At 64.9% G+C, this 23,789-nt stretch carries 25 protein-coding genes and 1 other RNA gene; 15 read left to right on the top strand and 11 right to left on the bottom strand.

Going from position 1 to position 23,789, the window contains the following annotated elements; translation table 11 throughout:
* Positions 1–168: 168 nt before the first annotated feature.
* Positions 169–846, bottom strand: a complete 678-nt coding sequence (locus ACMG4O_RS12830) for a hypothetical protein (protein ID WP_194855362.1) — start codon at positions 844–846, stop codon at positions 169–171.
* Positions 847–987: 141 nt separating this feature from the next.
* Here ACMG4O_RS12830 and ACMG4O_RS12825 point away from each other — a divergent pair, with 141 nt between their 5' ends.
* From ACMG4O_RS12825 to ACMG4O_RS12785, 9 genes are all read left to right on the top strand, one after another.
* Positions 988–1,458: a YbjN domain-containing protein gene (locus ACMG4O_RS12825; protein WP_142949659.1), complete on the top strand. Its 471-nt coding sequence runs from the start codon at positions 988–990 to the stop codon at positions 1,456–1,458.
* 95 nt (positions 1,459–1,553) lie between these two features.
* Positions 1,554–2,150 (top strand): 2OG-Fe(II) oxygenase, encoded by a 597-nt coding sequence (locus ACMG4O_RS12820; RefSeq protein ID WP_414433895.1) that lies wholly within the window; start codon positions 1,554–1,556, stop codon positions 2,148–2,150.
* A gap of 145 nt (positions 2,151–2,295) precedes the next feature.
* A complete protein-coding gene (locus ACMG4O_RS12815) occupies positions 2,296–2,718 on the top strand; it encodes an Hsp20 family protein (RefSeq protein ID WP_194855361.1) in 423 nt (140 codons plus the stop codon).
* A 186-nt stretch (positions 2,719–2,904) separates the two neighbouring features.
* A complete protein-coding gene (locus ACMG4O_RS12810) occupies positions 2,905–3,423 on the top strand; it encodes a hypothetical protein (RefSeq protein ID WP_142949662.1) in 519 nt (172 codons plus the stop codon).
* A gap of 69 nt (positions 3,424–3,492) precedes the next feature.
* An RNA gene (ffs, locus tag ACMG4O_RS12805) (signal recognition particle sRNA small type) lies at positions 3,493–3,589 on the top strand.
* A gap of 111 nt (positions 3,590–3,700) precedes the next feature.
* Positions 3,701–5,524: a DNA polymerase III subunit gamma/tau gene (dnaX, locus tag ACMG4O_RS12800; protein ID WP_414433894.1), complete on the top strand. Its 1,824-nt coding sequence runs from the start codon at positions 3,701–3,703 to the stop codon at positions 5,522–5,524.
* Between the two features lie 12 nt (positions 5,525–5,536).
* Positions 5,537–5,854, top strand: a complete 318-nt coding sequence (locus tag ACMG4O_RS12795) for a YbaB/EbfC family nucleoid-associated protein (RefSeq protein ID WP_067612862.1) — start codon at positions 5,537–5,539, stop codon at positions 5,852–5,854.
* Entirely contained in the window at positions 5,851–6,453 is a 603-nt protein-coding gene (recR, locus tag ACMG4O_RS12790; RefSeq protein WP_142949664.1) for a recombination mediator RecR, read from the top strand. The genes ACMG4O_RS12795 and recR overlap by 4 nt, the downstream gene beginning before the upstream one ends.
* Positions 6,454–6,619: 166 nt before the next feature.
* Positions 6,620–7,726 carry an acyl-CoA dehydrogenase family protein gene (locus ACMG4O_RS12785; protein ID WP_142949676.1) on the top strand — a complete coding sequence of 369 codons (1,107 nt, stop codon included), beginning with the start codon at positions 6,620–6,622 and terminating at the stop codon, positions 7,724–7,726.
* Between the two features lie 9 nt (positions 7,727–7,735).
* Here the strand turns inward: ACMG4O_RS12785 and ACMG4O_RS12780 are convergent, their stop codons facing one another.
* Together ACMG4O_RS12780 and ACMG4O_RS12775 are read right to left on the bottom strand one after the other, a co-directional pair.
* The gene (locus tag ACMG4O_RS12780) at positions 7,736–8,734 is read right to left on the bottom strand and encodes a putative solute-binding protein (protein WP_142949665.1); all 999 of its coding nucleotides are present in this window, start codon (positions 8,732–8,734) and stop codon (positions 7,736–7,738) included.
* A gap of 164 nt (positions 8,735–8,898) precedes the next feature.
* A complete protein-coding gene (locus ACMG4O_RS12775; protein ID WP_221929775.1) occupies positions 8,899–9,828 on the bottom strand; it encodes a lipase family alpha/beta hydrolase in 930 nt (309 codons plus the stop codon).
* Positions 9,829–9,994: 166 nt separating this feature from the next.
* On the opposite strand from ACMG4O_RS12775, the gene ACMG4O_RS12770 reads away from it, so the two are divergent.
* Complete coding sequence (locus ACMG4O_RS12770) at positions 9,995–10,990, top strand: lipase secretion chaperone (protein ID WP_414433893.1); 996 nt, start codon at positions 9,995–9,997, stop codon at positions 10,988–10,990.
* Here ACMG4O_RS12770 and gpmA read toward each other — a convergent pair.
* Positions 10,987–11,733, bottom strand: coding sequence for a 2,3-diphosphoglycerate-dependent phosphoglycerate mutase (gpmA, locus tag ACMG4O_RS12765; protein ID WP_142949667.1), 747 nt, complete (start codon positions 11,731–11,733; stop codon positions 10,987–10,989). The two genes, ACMG4O_RS12770 and gpmA, sit on opposite strands and share 4 nt — an antisense overlap.
* A gap of 156 nt (positions 11,734–11,889) precedes the next feature.
* Between gpmA and rnd the strand changes: the two genes are divergently transcribed.
* Genes rnd through ACMG4O_RS12740 form a run of 5 tightly spaced genes read left to right on the top strand, consistent with a single transcriptional unit; the run spans position 11,890 to position 14,511 of the window.
* Positions 11,890–12,963: a ribonuclease D gene (gene rnd, locus ACMG4O_RS12760; protein ID WP_142949668.1), complete on the top strand. Its 1,074-nt coding sequence runs from the start codon at positions 11,890–11,892 to the stop codon at positions 12,961–12,963.
* A complete protein-coding gene (locus ACMG4O_RS12755) occupies positions 12,960–13,274 on the top strand; it encodes a YcgL domain-containing protein (protein WP_414433892.1) in 315 nt (104 codons plus the stop codon). Before rnd ends, ACMG4O_RS12755 begins: the two co-directional genes overlap by 4 nt.
* Positions 13,267–13,704: a YcgN family cysteine cluster protein gene (locus ACMG4O_RS12750; protein WP_142949670.1), complete on the top strand. Its 438-nt coding sequence runs from the start codon at positions 13,267–13,269 to the stop codon at positions 13,702–13,704. Before ACMG4O_RS12755 ends, ACMG4O_RS12750 begins: the two co-directional genes overlap by 8 nt.
* Positions 13,705–13,713: 9 nt before the next feature.
* Positions 13,714–14,061, top strand: a complete 348-nt coding sequence (locus ACMG4O_RS12745) for a hypothetical protein (protein WP_255442598.1) — start codon at positions 13,714–13,716, stop codon at positions 14,059–14,061.
* Entirely contained in the window at positions 14,062–14,511 is a 450-nt protein-coding gene (locus tag ACMG4O_RS12740; RefSeq protein ID WP_414433891.1) for an HIT family protein, read from the top strand. It begins immediately after the preceding gene.
* Positions 14,512–14,523: 12 nt separating this feature from the next.
* Here the strand turns inward: ACMG4O_RS12740 and ACMG4O_RS12735 are convergent, their stop codons facing one another.
* The 7 genes from ACMG4O_RS12735 to ACMG4O_RS12705 form a co-directional block, all read right to left on the bottom strand.
* Positions 14,524–15,282: a class I SAM-dependent methyltransferase gene (locus tag ACMG4O_RS12735; RefSeq protein WP_414433890.1), complete on the bottom strand. Its 759-nt coding sequence runs from the start codon at positions 15,280–15,282 to the stop codon at positions 14,524–14,526.
* A complete protein-coding gene (locus ACMG4O_RS12730; RefSeq protein WP_142949674.1) occupies positions 15,263–15,622 on the bottom strand; it encodes a PilZ domain-containing protein in 360 nt (119 codons plus the stop codon). The genes ACMG4O_RS12735 and ACMG4O_RS12730 overlap by 20 nt, the downstream gene beginning before the upstream one ends.
* A 20-nt stretch (positions 15,623–15,642) precedes the next feature.
* The gene (locus ACMG4O_RS12725) at positions 15,643–15,795 is read right to left on the bottom strand and encodes a hypothetical protein (protein ID WP_185956954.1); all 153 of its coding nucleotides are present in this window, start codon (positions 15,793–15,795) and stop codon (positions 15,643–15,645) included.
* Positions 15,796–15,883: 88 nt separating this feature from the next.
* Positions 15,884–17,713 (bottom strand): long-chain-acyl-CoA synthetase, encoded by a 1,830-nt coding sequence (locus tag ACMG4O_RS12720; RefSeq protein WP_414433889.1) that lies wholly within the window; start codon positions 17,711–17,713, stop codon positions 15,884–15,886.
* Positions 17,714–17,727: 14 nt separating this feature from the next.
* Positions 17,728–20,073, bottom strand: coding sequence for a TRAP transporter large permease subunit (locus ACMG4O_RS12715; protein WP_414433888.1), 2,346 nt, complete (start codon positions 20,071–20,073; stop codon positions 17,728–17,730).
* Between the two features lie 159 nt (positions 20,074–20,232).
* Positions 20,233–22,563, bottom strand: a complete 2,331-nt coding sequence (locus ACMG4O_RS12710) for a TRAP transporter large permease subunit (protein WP_414433887.1) — start codon at positions 22,561–22,563, stop codon at positions 20,233–20,235.
* Between the two features lie 148 nt (positions 22,564–22,711).
* A complete protein-coding gene (locus ACMG4O_RS12705) occupies positions 22,712–23,728 on the bottom strand; it encodes a putative solute-binding protein (protein ID WP_414433886.1) in 1,017 nt (338 codons plus the stop codon).
* Positions 23,729–23,789: the final 61 nt, after the last annotated feature.

Genomic DNA, 23,789 nt, shown 5'->3' with positions numbered 1-23,789 from the left:
GAGAGCCGCTTGCGCGCTGCGCAATCCGTTGTATAAGCACTTTTGTAAAAACTTAGTGACGTTCCTTCCGCTCCCGGTACGAGCGTAAGTGTTTGTTATCAAATCGTTTTATTTCGGAAGCGGAATGAAACCCGGACGCCGCCGGGCGGCGCCGGGAAGGCCGTCGGCCTAGCGGGTAATTTGCATGGAACGGTAGTACACGGCGGACTGCAGGAACTGCTCGTCATCCAGGTTGGGGATCACTTTATTGATCACGCCGTAGCTGGCCCGGCGGGTGGTGTCGACGCCCACGTCGGCGACCTTGCGCAGGATCGGGCCGAAGCCGAGCAGCGCGATGGGCTTGTTGAAGTACCACTTGAGCGCTTCGTCGGTGACGCCGCGCAGGTAGGCGACCATCTCGTCGCGGGCGGCGGCGTTGGTGGTGCCGTCCTCGGCCATGTCGGCGAGGCCGCGCCCCTGGGCGGCGAGCGGGTCGCTGATCGGGAAGGCCACGTACCAGTAGGCCTGGTCCGGGCCGGGGAAGCGGATCTCATCCATGTATTCGGCGGCGGCTTTGTTTTGTTCCAGGTCCATTTTGCGGGCGCTGCGGCCGATCACCAGGCGGGTGGCCTTGGAAATGGTATCCGACGCCACCTGCACCAGGCGCTTCTGGGTGCCGCTCAGGCCGGACATGGCGGCCGGTTGCAGAAAGAAGGCGTCCAGGGCTTCGTCGATAAAGGTGGTCATGATCTTTTCCACCACCTTGGGCTCGGGTTTGCTGGCGCCGTCGCGCATGCGCTGGATGAAGCCGTCGGTGGTCTGGTGCAGGTCGTCGCTGGAGCGGAAGGCCACGTAAGTTGTTGTCATTGTCTCTCTCTGTGGGGGAGTTTGCTGAATCATAACCACCGTTCCACCCGGCGGCGCAAGTGGGCCGATTTTCCGAGGCAACCTCTTTCCTTTAGGTTGCGAATGCCGGATGATGCGCCCCCTGAACAGAGGAGTAAGCCGATGCTGACGGTGGTCACGCCGGATGCGGAGCAAGTCACGCGCTGGCTGGAACAGGCCAACATCCAACACTATATCTGCGACCAGTGCCATGGCCTGCATCTTTCCGAACTGCAGGGCCGGGAAGGGGTGGTGGACGCGCGTCTGTTCGTGGAAGAAGACGGGGTGTTGTTCTCCACCGAGCTGGAAGTCAGGCCGGCGGCGTTGTTCACGGTGCAGGCGGACCTTACCCGCCTGAATATGGAATACCCCTCCCTGAAGCTGTTCCTGGATGTGAACGACGACTCCATGCCGCGGCTGGTCGCCTGCGACCTGCTGCTGGGCCGCCGGGGCGTCACCTTCGAGCAATTTCTCTATTTCGTGCAGGCGACGCTGGACGCCACCGTGCAACTGCTGGAAGATTCCCAGCAGGCCGACTGGTTGTTCTGGCCCGACGACGATGTCCCGCCCGCCGAACCGGGCTCGTTGCACTAATACGGCACCCGCCTTCCGAGGACCCCGCCCTGGAAAATCACGCTGATCTGTTCGACGGCGGCAGCCCCCGCTGCCAGCGGCTGATCGATGATCTGGTGGCCCGGCAGTACGCCGTGGCGCCCAATTACTTCCCCGCCCACCTGGTGCGCGCCCTGCGCCGCGAGGCCTTGCTGCGTGACCGGCGTGGGGAATTCCAGAGTGCCGGCATCGGCCGGCGCGGCGAACACCAGCACAACGCCCGCGTGCGCCGCGACCGCACCCTGTGGCTGGACGGGTCGACGCTGGCCCAGTGCCGTCTGCTGGGCGAGTTCGAGCAACTGCGGCTGGCGGTGAACCGGCAGCTGTTCATGGGCTTGTTCGATCTCGAATCCCACTTCGCGGTGTACGACCCCGGGGCGTTCTACCGGCGCCACCTGGACGCCTTCAACGGCCGCAACGGGCGGGTATTGTCCGTGGTGGTGTACCTGAACGATCAATGGCGCAGCGAAGAGGGCGGCCGCCTCCGTGTCTGGGCCGACCCGGACGCGATTCACCCGGCCACCGAAGTGGAGCCGCGCGCCGGTACCCTGGTGTGCTTTCTCAGCGACCGGATTCCCCATGAGGTGCTGGAAGCCCGCCGCCAGCGGATCTCCGTGGCCGGTTGGTTCCGTTGTAACAACAGCACCGCGGACCGCCCCGACCCACCCCGCTAATCCCTTCTTGAAAGCCTTGAAATCCGTTTTGGTGACCCTATTTACTTCACCGTGACGAACAGCCGGCTGAAGTTGTCACGCCTACTTGAAGATTGTTTGCGCGGTCGCCTGCGGGGACCGCTTACGATGCTATGGAGGTAACGTGATGAATACTTTGGCACCCCTTTTCCGGCACAGCGTGGGTTTCGACCGGTTCGACGACTGGTTGGAAACGGCCCTGCGTTCGGATCAGTCCAACGGCTACCCGCCCTATGACATTATCCGCGAAAGCGACGGCACCTACCGGGTGGTGATGGCGGTGGCCGGCTTCAGCCGCGCCGACCTGGACATCACCGTGCAGGAAAACCTGCTGCGCATCAGCGGCAAACCGGCGGAAGAAGACAGCGAGCAGCGCACCTGGCTGCATCGGGGCATTGCCCGCCGCGGTTTCGAACGCAGCTTCCGGCTCGCCGACCACGTTCAGGTGGAGGGCGCGACCATGGAAGACGGCCTGCTGATCGTGCATCTGTCCCGGGTGGTTCCGGAGGCGCACAAACCGCGCCAGATCCCGATCGGGGAACCGCACTAAACCGCCCGAAGGGCCGGCCCGCGCCGGCCCTGTTTCGTTTATCCCGTTTCGATATGAGCGCTCCGCCCATATAGCAAAGCAATCTAGCTTCTTCACTGCGTACCCCGGCGCCCCGGTAGCACAATCGAAGGCGAGGGCCCGGAGAGGGCGGTACCGGGCCGGCCCAAGGTGACAGGGAGAAGCATCATGAAACGGTTCTATTATCTGACCGCGTCGATTGACAGCGTGCAGCATATTTCCCGGGATCTGGACCGCGCCGGCATCGACGCCGGACGGTTGCACGTGCTGGGGCGCGACCCGGGGCCGCTGGAAGCGGCCAAGGTGCACGGCACCACCATCTGGGAAGACACCGAGATCATGCACACCGGCTTTCTGGGCGCGCTGATCGGCGCCATCGCCGGCATCGTGCTGGGCTTCATGCTGGCCGGCATGGACCCCTGGGGCTGGCAGTTGTCGGTGAGCGTGGTGCCGATCACCACCTTGTTCGGCCTGTGCTTCGGCGCCTGGCTGGGCGGCATCTTCGGTATTTCATCGCGCAACCACCACCTGCGGCCCTATTGGCGCGAGGTGGAGAAGGGCCAGTACCTGGTGATGGTGGACGCCGATGACGACGCCCAGGCCGGGCGCATCGTGCGGGTGATGAACGACAGCCACGGCGAGGCCCGGGAAGTGGGCCGCGAGGATTCTTTCAGCCCGTTCGACTGAGCCGCGCTTGCAAAGAATCCGGCCTTTGGCCACAATGCGCGCTCGCTGAAAAGCGCGTTATGGCCGACCCGCTGGTCCCCCCGCAACGACAAACTGTAAACCCCGCCAGGCCCGGAAGGGAGCAACGGTAGCAGTGGACTCGTGTGCCGGGGTGCGGCTGGCGGGAAGGCCTCCAATTTCTTCCCCCGTCATGCCCCTCCCGCTGTCTTAAACCGGTCAGATTCGCTAGCATACGGCTTTCCCCCGAAGCCCCGGATAGCCCTTTGGCTGGAGAGCGATGAGTTACCAGGTTCTCGCCCGCAAATATCGACCGCGCACCTTCGACGAGCTGGTGGGCCAGGAGCATGTGTCCCGGGCGCTCACCCACGCGCTGGATCAGGACCGCCTGCACCACGCCTATTTGTTCACCGGCACCCGCGGGGTCGGCAAGACCACCATCGCGCGCATCCTGTCCCGCTGTCTGAACTGCGAAGAGGGGGGCAGCAGCCGCCCGTGCGGGGTCTGCCCCACCTGCGAGGAAATCGGCGAAGGCCGCTTCGTGGATCTGATCGAGGTGGATGCCGCCAGCCGTACCAAGGTGGAGGACACCCGCGAGCTGCTCGAGAATGTGCAGTACGCGCCCACCCGGGGCCGCTACAAGGTGTACCTGATCGATGAGGTGCACATGCTTTCGGCGCACTCCTTCAATGCGTTGCTGAAGACGCTGGAAGAGCCACCGCCGCACGTGAAGTTCCTGCTTGCCACCACCGACCCCCAGCGTCTGCCGGTAACGGTGCTGTCCCGCTGCCTGCAGTTCAGCCTCAAGGCGCTGCCCGCCGAGCAGATCGCCGGCCACCTGAAAGCCCTGCTCGAGCGCGAGATGATCCGCTTCGAGGAGCCGGCGCTGCTGGCCCTGGGCCGGGCGGCGCAGGGCTCCATGCGCGACGCCCTGAGCCTCACCGACCAGGCGATTTCGTTCGGCGGCGAGCAGCTCAGCGCCCAGTCGGTGAGCGCCATGCTGGGCACCGTGGACCGGGGCCATGTGCATACCCTGCTGGAAGCGCTGGCCGGTGGCGAAGCCGCCGGTGTGCTGCAGGGGCTGGCGGCGATCGCCGAGCACGCGCCCGACGAGCTGGCCCTGCTCGATGAGCTGGTATCCGCGCTGCACGAGCTGGCGGTGATCCAGGCGCTGGGCGGGGAGGGCGCCGACCCGACCATGGCGGGCCTGGCGGAGCGCTTCCAGGCGGAACAGATTCAACTCTATTACGACGTGGCGCTGCGCGGACGGCGGGATATCCAGGACGCTCCGGACGCGCGGGCGGCCCTGGAAATGATCCTGCTGCGCATGGTGCTGTTTTCCCCGCGTGGCGTGCTGCCGGGCGGGGAGGCCCGCGCCCCGGCAAAAAAGCCTGACGCCCCGGCGCCGTCGCCCCAGGGCGGCGGGCCGGGGGATTTGCGCGCCTTGCTCGGCGGTGACACGGGCCGACGCACCGCGCCCAAGGAGCCGGTGGCGCCGGAGCCCCGGGCCGAAGAAACACCGCCCGCCGAGCCGCCGCCGGCTGAGCGCGCGCCGGCCGAAGCCCCGGCTGCGCGCGGAGAGTCGTCGGCCACGTCATCCGCGCCCGCCCCGGCGCCGGCCTCCGAACCGGAGCCCGTGTCCGAGCCCGAGCCGAAGGCCGAGCCCACGCCAATGCCGCTGGCGGAGCCGGAATCCGATCAGGACGTGGGCTCCTGGTGGGCCGCCCTGGTGGAGCGCCTGCCGCTGGACGGCGCGGCGCGCAACCTGGCCCGCAACACGGTGCTGGCGGCCCGCCAGGAGAACCAGTGGACCCTGCGCCTGAGCACCGGCCACCAGGTGCTGGTGAACCCGGAGCGTACCCAGGAGCTGGCCGGCGCCCTCAGCGACTATTTTCAGCGCCGTATCCGGCTCAATCTGGAATACGACGCCGACGCCGGCGACACCCCCGAGGCCATCGACCAGGAGCGCCGCCGGGTGCGGCTGGAGGAAGCGCGCGGCGCCTTGCTGGAAGACCGCACCGTGCAGACCCTGATTCAGCAGTTCAACGCCCGGCTGGATGAAAGCAGCATCCAGCCCCGGGACCACGACCAACCCACCGATTGAAAAAGGTGCGTCATGGATTTCGATATGAACAACCTTCTCCAGCAGGCACAGCAGATGCAGGAGAAGATGAAGAAAGCCCAGGAAGAGGCCGCCAACGCGGAAGTCACCGGTGAAGCCGGCGCCGGCCTGGTGAAGGTGGTCATGAACGGCCGCCACGACGTGAAGAATGTCTCCCTGGATCCGAGCCTGATGAGCGAGGACAAGGAAATGCTGGAAGACCTGCTGGCGGCGGCGGTCAACGACGCGGTGCGCCGGGTGGAAAGCAGCCAGAAAGACATGATGAAGGGCATGACCGACGGCTTTCCCTTCCCGCCGGGGTTCAAGCCGTGAAGCACACTCCCCTGGTGGAGAAACTGATCCAGTCGTTCACCTGCCTGCCCGGGGTGGGGCCGCGCTCCGCCCAGCGCATGGCCTACGCGCTGCTGGAACGGGGCCGTGACGACGGCCGCGGCCTGGCGGCGGCGCTGAACGCGGCCATGGACGGCGTTAAACAGTGCCGCCGCTGCCGCAATTACGCCGAGCAGGAGCTGTGCCCGGTCTGCCAGGACCCGCGTCGCGACCCGGGCCTGGTGTGCATCGTCGCCTCGCCGGCGGACGTGCTGGCGGTGGAGCAATCGGCGGAATACCGGGGCCACTATTTCGTGCTGATGGGCGAGCTGTCGCCGCTGGACGGCGTCGGCCCCCGCGAGCTGGGCCTGGACGTGCTGGAAGCGCGCCTCAACGAAGGCCAGATCCAGGAGCTGATCCTGGCCACCGGCACCACCGTGGAAGGCGAGGCCACCGCGCACTACGTGCTGGACCTGGCCCGGGAAGCGGGCGTCAGCGTCACCCGCATCGCCCAGGGCGTGCCCATGGGCGGCGACCTGGAATTCGTCGACGGCGCCACCCTGGCCCAGGCCCTGCGCGGCCGCCGACCGTTTTCTTCTTGACCCCTTCCTGAATCGCGCGGGCGTCGCCCGCGTGTCCCTTGCGGTTGCCTTGCTGCTTTTCTTCCACGGGGCTACCATGCGAACCAAGCAAGCGCTTGGTTTATGACGCTCGATACAATAAGGAGATCCCGTGCCTGAACTGTCCTATTTCGACGATACCCATCGCATGGTCCGCGACACCGTGCGCAGCTTCGTTCAGCGTGAAATTCTGCCCTACGTGAACGATTGGGAAGAAGCCGGGGAATTCCCCCGCGAGCTTTACAAGAAGGCGGCGGACGCCGGCATTCTCGGCATCGGCGCACCGGAGAAATGGGGCGGCAGCGGCGAAGACGTGTTCATGAAAGTGGCGGCCTGCGAAGAGATGGTGCGCTGCACCTCCGGCGGCGTGGGCGCCAGCCTGGGGTCGCTGGATATCGGCCTGCCGCCGGTCTGGAAATGGGGCTCGGAAGCGCTGCAGGAAAAAGTGGTGCCGCCGGTACTGGCCGGCGACAAGATCGCCGCGCTGGCGGTCACCGAGCCGGGCGGCGGCTCGGACGTGGCCAACCTGCGCACCCGCGCCGTGCGTGACGGCGACCACTATGTGGTCAACGGCAGCAAGACCTTCATTACCAGCGGCGTGCGCGCCGACTATTACACCGTGGCGGTGCGCACCGGCGACCCCGGCTTCGGCGGCATCTCGCTGCTGCTGGTGGAGAAGGACACCCCCGGCTTCACCGTCGGCCGCAAGCTCAAGAAGATGGGCTGGTGGGCGTCCGACACCGCCGAGCTGTTCTTCGAGGATTGCCGGGTGCCGGCGGAAAACCTGATCGGCGCGGAGAACGGCGGCTTTTTCTGCATCATGAGCAACTTCCAGATGGAGCGCCTGATTCTCGCGGTCACCGCCAACATGACCGCCCAGGTCGCCCTGGACGAAGCCATGGCCTATGCCCGTGAGCGCGAGGCGTTCGGCCGCCCGATCGCCGGCTTCCAGGTGACCCGCCACAAGCTGGCGGAAATGGCCACCCAGGTGGCGGTGAGCCGGGAGTTCACCTATCGGGTGGCGGCGCGGCTGGCCAACGGCGAGGATTGCGTGCTGGACGTGTCCATGGCCAAGAACCAGGCCACCCAGTGCGCCGACCGGGTCACCTGGGACGCGGTGCAGATCTTCGGCGGCGCCGGCTATATGCGCGGCACCGTAGTGGAGCGGCTGTTCCGCGACAACCGCATTCTCTCTATCGGCGGCGGCACCTACGAGATCATGAACGAGGTGATCGCCAAGCGTCTGGGGCTGTAAGCCGCCGGTTCAGCCGCCGGTGCATTCGGCCCGGGAGCTGTTCAGTTTGCAGCGCACTTTGCGCAGCAGGTCGAGCATGTCCGGGTCGTAGTGGCCCTCGTTACGCATCTGGTCGCGGGCGTCCTGCATCATGACTTCGTATTCCTGCTTGTCCTTGTCGGGGATGTCCACCCACCACTTGTCGTCCACCACCGACGCTTCCCGTTCCACCTGCTCCAGCACCTGGTCGAGGCTGTTGTAGAAGTACTCCCGTGAGGTCTGGGCCATTTCCTCGGGGAAGCGGTCGCCCTTGGCGATCAGCTGGATTGAGAGCTGCACCAGCGGGTAGTCGATGATGCCGCCGTCCGGTTCCAGGCCCTTGTAGAGTTCCAGCACGTTGTAGGCCACCAGCGGGGCGGCGATCACATCCACCACGCCGTTGTTGAACTTGCCGGCGAAGTTGGTGATGTCCGAGGGCACCGGCGTGGCACCGGCGGCGGCCACCAGCTTGGCCTGGGTGGGGTCGTAGTCGAGTACCGCCACTTTTTTGCCGGCCGCCTTGGCGAGGGTGTTCACGCGCCGGTCGTTGACGAAAATGTAGGCGGCGCCGATCGGCGCGATGCCCATGACTTCATAGGAGTTGGCGGTCAGCTTGTCGGCGCTGTTGGGGTGCGCCAGTACCTGCAGCGCGATCTTCATGTGTTCCATGGTGGGAATGGCGCCGATGGAATCCAGGGTGCCCGCGTAGGTGTTGAACTGGCGCGCGCGGATACCGGTCATCAGGGCGGCGTCACACACCCCGGCCTTGAGGTCTTCCGCGACCACCGATTCGTTGGTGTACACCTTCAGGTTGGCGTCCAGCCCCCAGTTCATGGCTTCGGTGCGCCAATCCTGCATGGCGGCCATGGTGGGGCCGACCTTGCCGGCGATGTCGAAGACGCAGATGTCCCGTTCGATGGTTTCCGCCGTGGCCACGGAAGAGGCCAGCAACAGGCCGGAAGCAAGAAACGCTTTGAGGGTTGTTGTCATGATTATGGTCCTTCATAGGAAAAGCTGCCGAGTACCCGATGTTAGAGGGGCGGGGCAAGGACACAAAACCATGGCGCCGGGCGCGCTGAGCGTTTCGGTCACCCGGCGCGGGAACTTTCGCCCGCCGTGGCCGGCGGGCGGTTTTTTGCCGGTGGCGCCGCCTGTCAGAAGCTGTAGTTCTTCAGGCGGTTGGCCTGCTGGCGATACAGGGTTACCGGGTCGGTGCTCCAGATATCGTGCAGGCCCAGCACCTGGTTGACCTCGTCCAGGTGGTTCATGCGGTAGTCGTCGCGGATCACCATGCCCAGATGGCTGGAACAGCTGCTCACCAGGCCGTCGTTCTTTTCGCCCAGGAAGACGATGGAGGTGGCGCCGAGCAGCGCGTCGGACGGATCGAAACCGTTGGTCAGCGGTTTGGCGCCGCTCCAGGAGAAGTAGGACACGCCGTTGCCGGCCTGACGCTGGCCTTCACCGCAGTATTCGGCGGGCACGCCTTCAGGGTAGAGCTGGTTGAAGGCCAGAGTTTCCTCGGTGGTCAGCGCCTTGAGCGCGGCCATGATGTCCTGCTGATTGCCGCCGCCGGAAAACAGGTCGATCAGGCCGGCCAGGGCGTTGCCCAGATAGCCGATCAGGTCGCCGGAGAAGGGCACGTTGTCGGACACGCCCTGCAGCACGTCGGCCATGCGCGCGCCCCAGTTGACGCCGCCCACGCTGCTCACCGAGGCCACCATCTGCGGGTAGACCGAAGCCACGTAGCGGGCGGTGGGGCCGCCGTGGCTGTGGCCGATCAGATTGACCTTGCCGGCGCCGGTGGTGGCGAGGATGTCCTCCACCTGGCGGGCCAGCTGTTCGCCGCGCACCTCGGTGTCCTCGGCGGCGCTGACCTGGGTCACGTAGACCTCGGCGCCGCCCTGGCGCAGTTCCTCGGGGATGCGGTACCAGTAGTCCACGCCGGCGGCGCTGTCGAAGCCGAACAGGCCGTGCACCAGCACGATGGGGTAACGGGTTTCGGTGTAATCCGCGGTGGTCAGGCCGGGCAGTGACAGAACCGCCAGGGCCATGACCCCTATGAGAGTCCGGGTTAAGGTTTTCATAAGCTTCCCTGATTTTTTTGTTGTCGAATGTCTTGGTCCGCCGGTCGGTCCTTGTTTTTTATCGACCGGTGGTTTGATGCTAGCCTTACTGCTGGCGGTGGTTCACTAATAAAAAAGTACCAATCCGACTAGCGGTCGACAGGGAACAACTGAACGGAGAACAACAATGAAAGGACCTCTGGCCCTGGCGGCGACCATGTCGTTGCTGGTGGTGACGCTGGCGCTGATGGGCGTGTGGTGGCGGGAAACGCCGTCGAAACCGGCGCCGGCCCGATCGGACGCGCCGGCGGCGGACCCGGACGGCGGCGAATCCGAGTTCCAGGACTACGTGGCCCGCGGACGCAAGCTCGGCGAGGAGCCGGCGTCCTGGCGCGGCACCGTGCCCGACGGCGCCCTGCGCGAGGACGAGCGCGGCAATCTGATTGTCTCGGAGGAGGTGCGGCGGCGTTTCGATTATTTCCTCTCCGCTCTGGGCGAAGAGGAGCTGAACGTGCTGCGCGGCCGGGTGGCGGCCCACTTGCGGGGCGCGCTTTCGGAGAGGGCGGCCCGCCAGGCGTGGGATCTGTTCGAGCGCTATATCGGTTATCGGTCCGCCCTGCGCGAGCTGGACGAGCACGACGGCAGCGTCGCCGGCATGCGGCAAAGCCTGGAAGAGCGCCGGGCGCTGCGCGACCAGTGGTTCAGCGCCGCCACCCGCGAGGCGTTTTTCGGCTTCCGCGACCGCTACGCGGACTTCGCCTTGCAGCGGCGTGCGCTGTTGGAAAACGAGCAACTCGAGCCGGCCGAGAAACAGGCCCGTCTGGAAGCGCTGGAGGCGGGCCTGCCGGAGGACATGCGCGAGATGGTGCGCGCCTCGCGGCGGCCCTCGGAGGTGGCCGAGGCGGTGCGGCAATTACGCGAGCAGGGCGCCCCGGAGGCGCGCGTGTATCAGTATCGGGAACAGCGGCTCGGGGCGGAGGCCGCCGAGCGCCTGAGCGAACTGGACCGGCGTCGGGAGGCGTGGCGTGAGCGCTATCAGGCGTACCAGGCACAGCGCCGCGCCATCGAGGACAGCGGCCTGGCGGAGGAAGATCGGGAGGATGCGATCCAGCGCCTGCGCGCGTCGCTGTTCGATGAAGCGGAGCAGCGGCGGGTGCGGGCGCTGGATCGGATCGGCGGTTAGCCCTTGGTTTGGTTGGCCACCGCCTCGGCGGCCTTGGCGGCCGCTTCCTGGTCGCCCAGGTAGTAGTTCTTGATCGGCTTCAGATCGTCGTCCAGCTCATAGACCATGGGAATGCCGGTGGGGATATTGAGCTTGACGATGTCCTCGTCGGAGATGCCGCTCAAATGCTTGACCAGCGCGCGCAGGCTGTTGCCGTGGGCGCAGATCAGCACCTGCTTGCCGGCGCGCACCTGGGGCTCGATCTCCTGCTGGTAGTAGGGCAGGAAACGGTCCACGGTGTCCTTGAGGCTTTCCGACAGCGGGATACGGTCCTCGTCCAGGTCCTTGTAGACGCGCAGACGGCCGGCGTAGCGCTCGTCGTCGCGGTCCATCTTGGGCGGCGGCGTGTCGTAGCTGCGGCGCCAGATCAGCACCTGCTCGTCGCCGTATTTTTCGGCGGTTTCCGCCTTGTTGAGGCCTTGCAGCGCACCGTAGTGGCGCTCGTTGAGACGGTAATCGCGGATCACCGGAATCCACATCTGGTCCATGCCGTCGAGGATGGTCCAGAGGGTGCGGATGGCGCGCTTGAGCACCGAGGTGTAGGCCATATCGAATTCGAAGCCGGCTTCCTTCAGCAACTCGCCGGCCTGGCGGGCTTCCTCGCGGCCTTGATCGGTGAGGTCCACGTCTTTCCAGCCGGTGAAGCGGTTTTCCTTGTTCCAGACGCTCTGGCCGTGGCGGACCAGTACCAATTTGGTGCTCATGGCGGTTTCCTGTGCAACTGACGATTCAGAGGGCGCAAAGGGTAGCAGAAACCGGCGCTGAAATTGAGTGCCGCCGGGCCGTCTCACCGGCACGCGTTTCAGCCGCCGCCCGCGACCCGTATAATGCCGGCACATTCAGCGACGCAACGGATTCCCATGGCGTACCTTTGGTGCGACAGCACCGACTCCCTGCGGGACTGGGCCGATGGCCTGGCTCCGGATCAGCCGCTTTACCTGGACACCGAGTTCATGCGCGAACGGACCTACTTTCCGCGCCTGGCCCTGGTGCAAGTGCACGACGGCGAGCATATTCGTCTGATCGACACCACCCGGGTGGACCCGCCGGCGCTGGTGCCGTTGTTCGCCGAACGCCCGTTGATCATGCACGCCTGCTCGGAAGACCTGGAGGCGCTGGCGTCGTTCGCCGGCGCTTACCCGGAGCGGGTCCGCGACACCCAGATCGCCGCGGCGCTCACCGGCGAGGACATGCAGGTGGGCTATCAGCGTCTGGTGGAGAACCGCATGGGGGTGAGCCTGGCCAAGGGCGCCACCCGCACCGACTGGCTGAAGCGGCCGCTCAGCGAGGAGCAGTTGCTGTACGCCGAGGACGACGTCAAGTATCTGCCGGAGCTCGCCGAGCAGCTTCAGGCCGAGCTGGAGCGGCTGGGGCGGCTGGACTGGTGGTATGAGGAATGCGCGCGGCTGCGCGACGACGCCCGCCGCCGCGCCGAGCCCCAGGCGGTGTGGCGCCAGGTGAAGGGCGCCGGCCATCTGCAGGGCCGCGAACTGGCGGTGCTGGAAGCGCTCGCCGACTGGCGCGAAGCCACCGCCCGTGAGCGGGACCTGCCCAAGGGCTTCGTGCTGCGCGACAATACCCTGCTGGACCTGAGCCGCGCCGCCGTGCGCGGCCGCGTGGACCTGCAGAAGCTGGGGTTGCACCCGCGCGCCATCCGCCGTGACGGCGACGCGCTGCTGGCGCTGATCGAGCAGGCCGCCAAGGCGGAGCCGCCGGCGCCGCTGCCCGGGCCCCTGGACCCGGAGCAGCGCGGCACGGTGAAGGCGCTGCGCGAACGGGTAGGGCGGATCGCCGAGGAATTGTCACTGAAACCCGATGTGCTGGTGCGGCGCCGCTGGCTGGAAGCGCTGGTCCGCGACCCCGACGCGCTGCCGGAGCCGCTCACCGGCTGGCGTGAGGAGCTGGTCGCGCGGCCATTGAGAGAGATGCTATGAGTGCTTCAACTCTGCTTAAGGGCAAGCTGTTCTGTTCGATCTACAAGAGCCGCAAGCGCGCGGACATGTATTTGTACGTGCCCCGGGGCAAGGGGCTGCGGGACCTGCCGGAGGCGCTCGCCGAGCAGTTCGGCCCGGGCGTGCACGTCACCGATCTGATTCTGTCGCCGGAGCGCCCGCTGTCCCGCGCCGACGTCAACAAGGTCATGGCCGCCGTGCAGCAGCAGGGCTTTTACCTGCAGATGCCGCCACCGCCGGATCCGGATCTGTATCTGGCCGACGGCCACCCGGACCGCCCGCGCCGTGCGTGAGCGCTTCTGGGAGCTGCCCCTGGAGCAGCTCGACGCCCGTGAGTGGGAGGCCCTGTGCGATGGCTGCGGGCGCTGCTGTCTGGTTAAACTGGAAGACGAGGACAGCGGCGAGGTGGCCTTCACCGACGTGGCCTGTGGTTACCTGGACACCGAACAGTGCCGCTGCCGGGTGTACCCGGAGCGCCATCACTATGTGCCGGATTGTGTTGAGGTCACCGCCGAGGTGGCGCAGCATTTCGACTGGCTGCCCGACACTTGCGCCTACCGCCTGCGCGCCCGGGGCCGGCCGTTGAAAGCCTGGCACCCGTTGCGGTCCGGGCGGGCGGAGTCGGTCCGCGAGGCCGGGGTCAGCGTGGCCGGGCGGGTGGTCAGCGAAACCACGGTGGATGAAGCGGACCTGGAAGAGCGTATTATTCACTGGGTGAACTGAGGAGAGATCGTGACGACGAAAGCCTATTTGTGGGGATGGTTCGCCTATTTGCTCGGGTCGGTGGGCGTGCTGTTCGTGCTCTGGTACATCACCCGGCCGCTGCGCGGCTGGCTGCGGCTGCCGCTGCGCGCCCTGGCGGCGGCGCTGCTGTTGATGCCCTGGCCGGTGTCGCCGAACCACCAGGAATGGGGGCCGGCCTGGGTGGTCAGCCTGTTCGACGGTCTGGCCCGGGAAGACGTGAGCCTGTGGCGTGCCGGCGGACCTCTGCTGGCCGTGTTGTTGCTGGCGCTGTTGTTGGCCGGCGCGGAAATCTGGCGCCAGCGGCGCAAGCAAGATTACCTGCAATCGGAGAACTGAGTGGCTGACTGCGTGTTTTGCCAGATACTGGAGGGGCGCGCCGAGGGCAGCGTGGTCTACCGGGATGAGCGGGCCATCGTGCTGCTGGACCTGTTTCCGGTGCGCGAGGCCCACTGCCTGGTGATTCCGGTGCAGCACCAGCCCCTGCTTCAGGACCTGGAGTCGGACCTCTGCGCCCATCTGTTCGAGCTGGCCCGGCGTACCATTCGTGCGCACAAGCGGGCCGGCCTGGACGTGCTGGCCCACAACGTGATCGTCAACGACGGCCGCGAAGCCAACCAGCACGTGCCCCATGTGCATGTGCACGTGATTCCCCGCCGTGGCGGCGACACTCTGGCCACCGCGCTGACCTGGGGCACGCGCATGATGAACATCTTCGGACTGGCCAAGCGCCGCCGCCGGCTGGACCGCCTGGCCGGCCTGCTCGCCGAGCACTTCCCCGAATCCTGACGGCGCCCGTTTTTATCCGGCCGGTCTTGGCGGCCGCGCGCAGACCCGCAGTTGCAGCGGCCAGCGCACGGTTCTTTCCGCTTCTCCCCAGTGTTCCCGCAGCACCGGCAGGAACGCCGCCAGCGGGTCGTAGCCGTGGTCGCGGGCTTTGACCAGTGCCGACCAGGTATCCAGATAGCCGGCCATGTCCTGCCAGTGCCATTGCCGTTCCAGCGGCATGGGCGGCGGGCCCTCGAGCTCCGGCCAGGGCAGGGTGACGCTTCGGTAGCCCTCGATCACCAGCCAGCGCGCCGCCGGCCACCAGGGTTTCAGGGTGCGGTCGTGGAAGTCCTCGATCAGGCCCTCCAGGCCGGCCACGCTGCACAGTCCATAGCTGATGATCGCCAGCAGCCCCTCGTCGCGCAGCACGCGGGCGCTCTCATGGAAAAAAGCGGGCAGGGGGAACCAGTGCAGCGCCTGCGCCACGGTGATCAGATCGACGCTGTTGTCGGCGACCGGCAAGGCGTCCGCGTGCGCCGCCAGATAATGGCTGGTGCCGGGCGGGGCCGCTTTGAGCTGATCGACACTGACGTCGCCGCCGAGCACGGTGTCGAACCAGGGTTCCAGCGCGCGGCAGGCCTGTCCGCTGCCGCAACCCAGATCCAGGGCGAGACGGTGGCCGGGGCTGTGCCGCGCCAGCCACTGGAACAGGGCGGCGGGGTAATCAGGGCGATGGCTCTGGTAGTCGCCGCCGCGGTGAAACAGCGGACGCTCAGTGTTCGTCGAGGTCATGGTCTTGGTCGAAGCGCGCCGACCAGAACCGGCCGTCACTGCGTTCCAGGTTGAGCGCGATGCCCGCGCGCCATTGTCCCAGCGGCGCGGCGCACCAGGCGATGGTGCCGTACAGATGAAGGCGGCGCTCGTCCCCGGGCAGCGTAATCCACAGTTCCACATCGGTATCCGGCGTGATGGAGTGGGGGAACGCCACCCCCAGGCCGGTTCGGGACACATCCCGGCATAGCAGATGCAGCGACTCCTCGTCCGCCGCCGGCGGATCCCGACGCAGGGTCAGGGACACCCCCCGGGGCGGGTCGCGGCGTGGATGATGACGGTGCTCTTGCTGGGACGACATGGATCACCCGTTCAAATGATTCACCCGTAAATTTGCCGGTCCACCACGTAGGCGGCCCCGGCGATCACCACCGTCACCATAAACAAAAAGCCGAGGAACAGCAGGGCCGGCTTAACGGATTTGGGAAGCGGCTCGGTGGGCCGCTCGCGGTGTCTTGCTTGTGGGTCTTGCATGGTCTGGGCCTTTGCTGGCGGCGCAATAAATACCCTGAAGTATCGGATATTCAGACCCGGGAAGAAACCATCTTGTCGGGCACGGGCTTCAGAAGCGATACCGTCCGGCTTCGATGCCGGCCTGGATCTCCGGCGTGAGGCGCTGGTAGCCGCTCTCGCCGGGCAGCAGCACATAGACCGGGTCGTTGTGCCGGTTCAGATCGTACTTCTCTTCCTTCAGCGTGTTCTTCTGGTGCTTGAAGGTGCCGGTGGTTTCCACGCCGTGGTCGGTGATGCGCAGGAACACCGGGATCGCGTAGGGCGGCAGCTCGCGCTTGAGGTAGCTGCTCAGGGCCGGCCAGTCCACTTCCTCGTGCGGGCGGTCGAGACGCAGCTCGGCCATGCCGGCGCGGCCGTTGGTGCCGGGGATTTCCACGCCGTAGACCACGGATTCGACGATCTGCTCGAAGCCGTCGAGGATCTGCTCCACCTCGGTGGTGGAGACGTTCTCGCCCTTCCAGCGGAAGGTGTCGCCCAGGCGGTCGACGAACTGGGCGTGGCGGAAGCCGATGTCGCGCATCATGTCGCCGGTGTTGAACCAGGCGTCGCCTCTCTTGAACACGTCCCGGAAGATCGCCTTCTCGGTCTTGTCCTTGTCGGTGTAGCCGTCGAACGGGGTCTTGTCGGTGATCTCGCCGAGCATCAGGCCGGATTCGCCCTTGCCCACCTTGATCATGAAGCCCTTGTCGTCGCGTACCGGCTCATCGGCTTCCTTGTCGTACTTGACGATGGCGTAGCTGACCGGCGAGAAGCCCACGGTGTTGTCGAAGTTGAACACGTTGGTGAAGGCCACGTTGCCCTCGGAGGAGGCGTACAGCTCCACCACGCGCTCAATGCCGAAGCGGTTCTTGAACTCTTTCCAGATGCTGGGGCGCAGGCCGTTGCCGACGATGGTGTGCACCGGGTTGTCGCCGTCGTCCGGCTTCTCGGGCTGCTCGTGCAGGTAGCGGCACAGCTCGCCGACGTAACCGAAGGCAGTGCAGTGGTGCTTGCGGATGTCGTCCCAGAAGCGGCTGGCGGAGAAGCGCCTGGCCAGAACCAGGCAGCCCTGGCCGGCGATCACCGAGGCCCAGCAGACCACCAGGCCGGTGGCGTGATAGAACGGCAGGGTGCAATAAAGCCGGTCGGTTTTCGTCAGCCGCACCGAGGAGAAGCCGAACCCGCCGTGGGCCTTCTCCCAGCGGCCGTGGTTGAACACCACCGCCTTGGGCATGCCGGTGGTGCCGGAGGTGTAGATGTAGAACAGCGGGTCGCGCAGGAAGGTCTGGTGGGTGCTCTCCGGGTTCTCGCTGGAACAACCCTGGATCGCGGCCGCCAGGTTGGTGAAGCCTTCCGGGGCGGCGCCCGGGTCGGCCAGGGTGTCCTGGTCGGCGAAGTAGAAGAAGTTTTCCTTCAGGTCCAGGTGATCGCGTACTTCCTGGATCACTTCCACCAGTTCCTGACCGATGATCGCCGCCTTGGGTTTCACCAGGTTGAAGCTGTGAGTCAGCACTTTCCCTTTCTGGGAGGTGTTGATCAGAGCGGCGCACACGCCCAGTTTGGCACAGCCGATAAGCGTGGCCGGAAACTCGGGACGGTTCTCCATATCCAGCGCCACGGTGTCGCCTTTCTTCAGGCCGATGGAGGCCAGGTAGTCGGCGATGCGGTTGGCCCAGGCATTGAACTGGCGATAGGTGTAGCGGCGGTCGCGGTAAATCACCGCGAGGCCGTCCGGATTGTTCGCCGCCACCTTCTCGAAAGCCACGCCCAAGCCCAGCGGCCTGGTGGTGTCGGTGATCTTGCTCATCCGGGAGCCTTTGATCAGGCCCGGCAGGTTCATCACCACTTCAGGCACTTTGCCCAGCACTTTGGGCAGGGTAATAACGTCGGTCTGGCTCATGGCATTTCCCTCCCCTAGGCCGCGGTCTGGATTTTCTGGAACAACCAGTCGTGCAGTCCGTCGGACAGCAGCGGCAGGAAGGCGACGATCAGCAGGGCGGTGAGCATCACCGCGATCGGCAGCAGGAATTTCTCATAGCGCCGGAAGAAGGTGCCGGTGGAGAGCTTGGCGCTTTCCACTTCGTCGTCGCCGACCACCTGTCGAGACAGCAGGTGGTTGAGCGCCACCGGTGGCGTCAGATAGCCGAGCTCGAAGGCGACCAGCGCGATCATCCAGAAGTGCAACGGCGCGATGCCGTTGGCGGCGGCCAGCGGCGCGAAGGTGGCGTTTACCAGAATCACCGCGCCCAGTGGGTCGATGAACATGCCCACCAGCACCAGGGCGACCACCAGGAACAGGCCGGCGATCCAGATCGACGCGAAGGCGTCCGGCAGCAGTTCCAGCATCCCGGAGCGTTCGATGATACCGGCGGTGCCCACCGACAGGGCGATCAACATCAACATGGCGCCGATATGGCCGGCGGTTTCGCCGGTGGCGAAGCGCAGGCTGCCTTCCAATTTCTCGGAGACGCCTTCCTCGGGCGGGTAATCGGCCACCGGGTCGCTGTTGTTCCGGGACAACAAGGCGGCGCCATAGTGCACGCCCAGGAACAGAATCATCAGCAGGTTACGCCAGGTCTCGCTCCACAGCGCCGCTTCCAGCTCGGCGGCGGAGGTGCCGCCGGGGATCTCGCCGCTGACGAGCACCTGGTAGCCCTCCGCGATGCCCATGAAGGAGAGCACCAGCATCGGCACCAGGAAGAGACTGAACAGATGCAGGGTGTGACGGCTGAGCTTCTCATAGACCAGGATCGCCAGCAGCATCACCGGCAGAATGATCGGCGCGGAAAACTCGTCCAGCTGGCGCCCCAGCACGTCGCTGAAGAACACCGCCACGGCGCCCACCACCACGCCGTAGGGCGTCAGCGGAATCATCTTTTTGAGACTGGCCGGCAGCGCTTGCGAGAACGGCGCGATGCGTGCCGGGGTGGTACGGGCGAACTGGCTGTAGATAAAGAAAATAAACAGGCTGAGCGCGAACACCTTGGCGCCGGAGGCGAACAGCTCGCTGGTGGTGACGCTTTTGTTGAGCGCCGCGATCATGACCACCAGCAGGCAGGGCCGCAGCACCACGCCCATGGAGCCGGACATGGCGGTGGCCGCCAGCGCCAGCTGCTTGCGCGCGCCGACACGTCGTAGCTCGGTGTAGATGGTCGCGCCGGCGGCGATCACGAAGATGCCGGACGCACCGGTATAGGCGGTGAGCACGGCGGCGATCGCCAGCACCACCACGCACATCAGCTCCGGCGACATGCGCCAGGGGCGCAGGGCGTCGAAGAAAATATGCGTCAGGCGGGTCTGTTTCAGCATCATGCCGATCCAGATATACAGCGCCAGGTTCAGGAACACGCTGGACAGCTCCATCATCATGTTCAGATAGACGCTGGTGCCGTGGAAATAGCCCTGGGAAAAGAACTGCGCCGAGGCCGACAGACACATGTAGCTGTACAGCGGGATGGTCAGAAAGGCCTTGGCCCAGGAACCGCCCGGCTCCAGATCGCGCGGGCGGCGCAGCAGCCGGTACAGGGACGCCAGGGTGAGCGTGCCGAAGCCGGCGATCCAGATATTGTGCAGATAGAAATTATCCACGGTGACGCCGGCGGCCATCGATTCCGAATCCTGGATTCGATAGGCGATCGCCGATACCAGCAGCAAGGCGTTGGCCGCCAGCTGGCCGCTCAGTGATACCAGGTGATCCTTGTCGGTGCGCGCCGGCCGCAGCGCGATATGGTGGCGCTGGAAGGTCGTGGTTGTGGCGCAGATCAGCAGCAGCAGGCAAAGCAACAGGCGCTTGTACTCGCCCAGCGTGGACACCACCAGGGCGACGCCGCCCTCCACGTTGCGGAAAGCGATCACCGCCGGCGTCACCTTCTCTTGCACGGTCTGGTAGCGCTCCAGTTTCGCCCGGCAGTTGGCGCGCGTGGCTTCCAGCGAGCCGCGGATGGCGCTTTTGTCCACGGACGCGCCGCCGAGGATACCGGCCAGCGGATCGCCGGCGGCTTCGGCCTGGCGTTGCTTGACGATTTCGCGAACCCGCTGGTCAATGTTCGGGTCCGGGTTGCAGGTCGGCTCCGGCATGACGCCGGCGCTACGCAGCATGAAATATTCCTGCCAGGTGGCTTCACCGATCTTGAGCAATTGCGAGTGGATGATCTGTCCGGAGGACAGGAACACGACGATCAGAAGAAGCAACAGCGTCGGCAGGGTGGAAAACCATTCAGTGGGCGTGCGTCGGGGCATGCCCAGGGTCCGTTCCGTCATGGGAGCATTCCTTTTTTATTTTTTTGGTCATGATTGTTGTTATTTTGACCAGTCTAGCTCTTTTTTGTTCTCTATCCAAATCGCCCGGAGCCCTCCGCATTGCCATAAAAAAGGGCCGCGAAAGCGGCCCTTGTGGGTATTGCCGAGCGGTGGCCGTGATCAGCCGCCGGACTGGATTTTCTGGAACAGCCACTCGTGCAGGCCGTCGGAAACCAGCGGCAGGAACGACACGATCAGCAGCGCGGTCAGCATGGTCGCGATGGGAAGCAGGAACTTCTCATAGCGCCGGAAGAAGCTGCCGGTGCTGAGCTTGGCGCTTTCCACCTCGTCGTCACCGACCACCTGTCGCGTCAACAGGTGGTTGAGGGCCACCGGTGGTGTCAGGTACCCCAGCTCGAAGGCCACCAGCGTGATCATCCAGAAGTGCAGTGGATCGATGCCGTTATTGAACGCCACCTGGGCAATGGTGGCGTTGACAAGGATCACCGCCCCGTAGGGGTCCATGATCATGCCGATGATCACCATGGTCACCACCAGGATGCCCATCGCCACCCAGATCGACGGGAACACCTCGGGCAGCATCTCCAGCAGACCGGAGCGTTCAATAATGCCGCCGGTGCTTACCGACAGGGCCATCAGCATCAACAGGGCGCCGATGTGACCGGTGGTTTCATTGGTGGCCATGCGCAGGGAGCCTTCCAGCTTCTCCGATACCCCGGCTTCAGGCTGATAGTGCGGGTCCTGATCGCCGGTTTTCACCAGGTAGTGGATCACCATGAAGGCGGTCAGGAAGGTGTTGCGCCAGAATTCGCCCCACAGGATGTCTTCCAGCTCCGCGGCGGACACGCCCACCGGGACCTGGCCGCTGGTCAGCGCCTGATAGCCTTCCCAGATGCCCATGTAGGACATCACCACCATGGGGACCAGGAAGAGGGTGAACAGGTGCAGCAGATGGCGGCTGAGCTTCTCGTAAAAGAGAATGCCGATCATCATCACGGGCAGAATGATGGGCGCGGAGAACTCGTCGAGCTGACGGCCGAGCACGTCACTGAACAGCACCAGGATGGCGCCCACGATGATCGCGTAGGGCATCAGCGGCACCATGCGCTTAAGGCTCTTGGGCAGCGCTTCTGAGAACGGAGCGATGCGGGCCGGCGAGGTGCGCGCGAACTGGCTGTAGATAAAGAACAGGAACAGGCTCAGGAAGAAGATCTTATAGCCGGAGGAGAACAACTCGGCGGTGGTCACGCTCTTGTTGAGCGCGGCGATGATCACCACCAGCAAACAGGGACGCAGCACCACACCCATGGAACCGGACATGGCGGTGGCGGCCAGAGCGAGCTGCTTGCGGGCGCCCACCCGGATCAGTTCCTGATAGATCGTGGCACCCGCCGCGATCACGAAGATACCGGAAGCGCCGGTATAAGCGGTGGGGATGGCGGCGACCGCCAGGACCACGAAACACATCAGTTCCGGCGACATCTTCCAGGGCCGCAGGATATCGAACACCAGATGCGCCAGCTTGGTCTGCTTGAGCAGCATGCCGATCCAGATGTACAGCGCCAGATTCAGGAACAGGGTGGACAGCTCCATCATCATGTTCAGGTAGACGCTGATGCCGTGGTAGTAGCCCTGGCTGGCGAACTGCGCCGCCGCGGTCAGCGACATAAAGCTGTACAGCGGGATGGTCAGGAACGCCTTGGGCCAGGAGCCGCCGGTTTCCAGATCCTTGGGCGGTCGGATCAACTGATAAATCGAGGCCGCCGTCAGTAACGCGAAGCCGGCGATCCAGAACTGGTGCAGGTAGAAATTGCTCACCGTCACACCGGACGCGATGGCTTCCACTTCCTCCGCGCGGTATACCGTCGCCGACATCAATAGCGACGCGTTGGCGATCAATTGCGCGGTGGTGGTGACGACATGGTCCTTTTTGGTGCGCGACGGGCGCAAGGAAATATGGTGTCGGGCGAGTGTGGCGGTGATCGCGCAGATCATCACCAGAAGACAGAGCAGAAGACGTTTATAGTCGCCGAGCGTGGACACCACTTTGGCGACGCCGCCCTCGATATTGCGGAACATGATCACCGCCGGGGTGACCTTTTCCTCGACGATTTTGAAGCGGTCCCACTTGTTGCGGCAATTCTCCCTGGACGCTTCAAGCGAGCCCCTGATCGCGTCCGGATCCACGGACGAGCCGCCCAGGATATCCCCAAGAGGATCGTTGGCGGCTTCCGCTTTGCGTTGCTCGACGATTTCCCGGACCCGCTGGTTGATATCGGGGTCGGGATTACAGGTGGGCTCGGACACCATGCCGGCGCCCCGCAACAGGAAGTATTCGTCCCAGGTGTTTTCACCGATTTTGAGAAGCTGGGAGTGGATAATCTGACCCGAAGATAAAAAAATCACGGTCAGAAGAATGAACAGGGTGGGCAGCGATGATAACCACTCCCCCACCGAACGCCTGGCCACGGTCAACTGAGGTTTTTCCATTATTCACCCGGTTATTGTTATGCCGTTGTAAACGGCACTATCACCTTACCGGCACCGAGGCTCGCCCGCGGCGCCAGCGTGCGTACTACATACAAAGAGAAAACGGGGCCCGGTGAGGCCCCGTTGGTTCGCGTCCGGCGAGAGGTGATTACTCCATCGCCAAGGTGCATTCCGCCCGGCTCGGGTCGGTTTTGCAGCGCACCTTGCGGAGGAGGTCCATCAGGTCCTTGTTATATATACCGCTCTCGGTCATGTTCACGCGGGCTTCGCGCAGCATTTCGTTGTAGCGGCGTTTGTCGTCATCGGGAATATCGATCCACCACTTGTCATCCACTTCGTTTTCGGCGTTGCGGATCACCTGCATGGCGCGGTCGAACTGGCCCAGCATCCAGGTACGTGATTTGGCGGCGAACTCGTCGGAGAACTTGTCGCTGCGCAATACGATCTGGTTGGTCAGCTGACCCAGGGTGTAGCGAATGATACCGCCGTCCGGCTGCATGCCCTTGTACAGTTCCAGGGCGGAGTAGGCGACCACCGGGGCAAAGCAGATATCCACCGAGTCGTTGTTGAAGCGACCGGCGAAGTTGGTGATATCCGAAGGCACCGGGGACATGCCCACCTGGGAGGCCATGTTGGCCTGGTCCGGGGCGTATTCCATCACGGAGATGGATTTACCGGACAGCTCACCGACGGTGTCGATACTCTGGTCCTTAACAAACAGATAGGCGGCGCCCATGGGGGCGAAACCGGCAATGGTGTAGCCGTTTTGCTTGAGCTGCTTGTTGATGGATGCGTTGCCGCTGGCCATCACCCGGAACACGGTTTGCAGTTCCTTGTAGGAGGGGATCGCCCCCACGGCTTCGAAGCTGCCGGCGTAGCTGTTGAACTGGCGCACCCGCAGACCGGTGAGAACGGCGCCGTCACACTGGCCCGCCTTCAGGTCCTCGGCGGCGATTTTCTCGTCGGTGTAGGGCTTGAGCTTGATGTCCACGCCCCAACCGGCCGCTTCGGTTTTGTAGTCCTTCATGATGTTATACACATCACCGCTGGCACCGATGATATCGAATACGCAGAGGCTGCGTTCGGTGTTGGCGGCCTGGGCGGACATGGAGGCCAGGCCCACCGTTGTTACCGCCGCCATCGCTAAGGCTTTGAAAACGCGCATCGGTTTCTCTCCTTGCTTACTTCTTGTCTGTTGGAAGGCGGGCCCGTGAAGGGCCCGCGCT

Source organism: Alloalcanivorax venustensis (assembly GCF_047495515.1).
In the GTDB taxonomy this organism is placed as follows: Bacteria; Pseudomonadota; Gammaproteobacteria; order Pseudomonadales; family Alcanivoracaceae; genus Alloalcanivorax; species Alloalcanivorax venustensis.
This window is presented reverse-complemented; position numbering and strand designations above follow the sequence as displayed.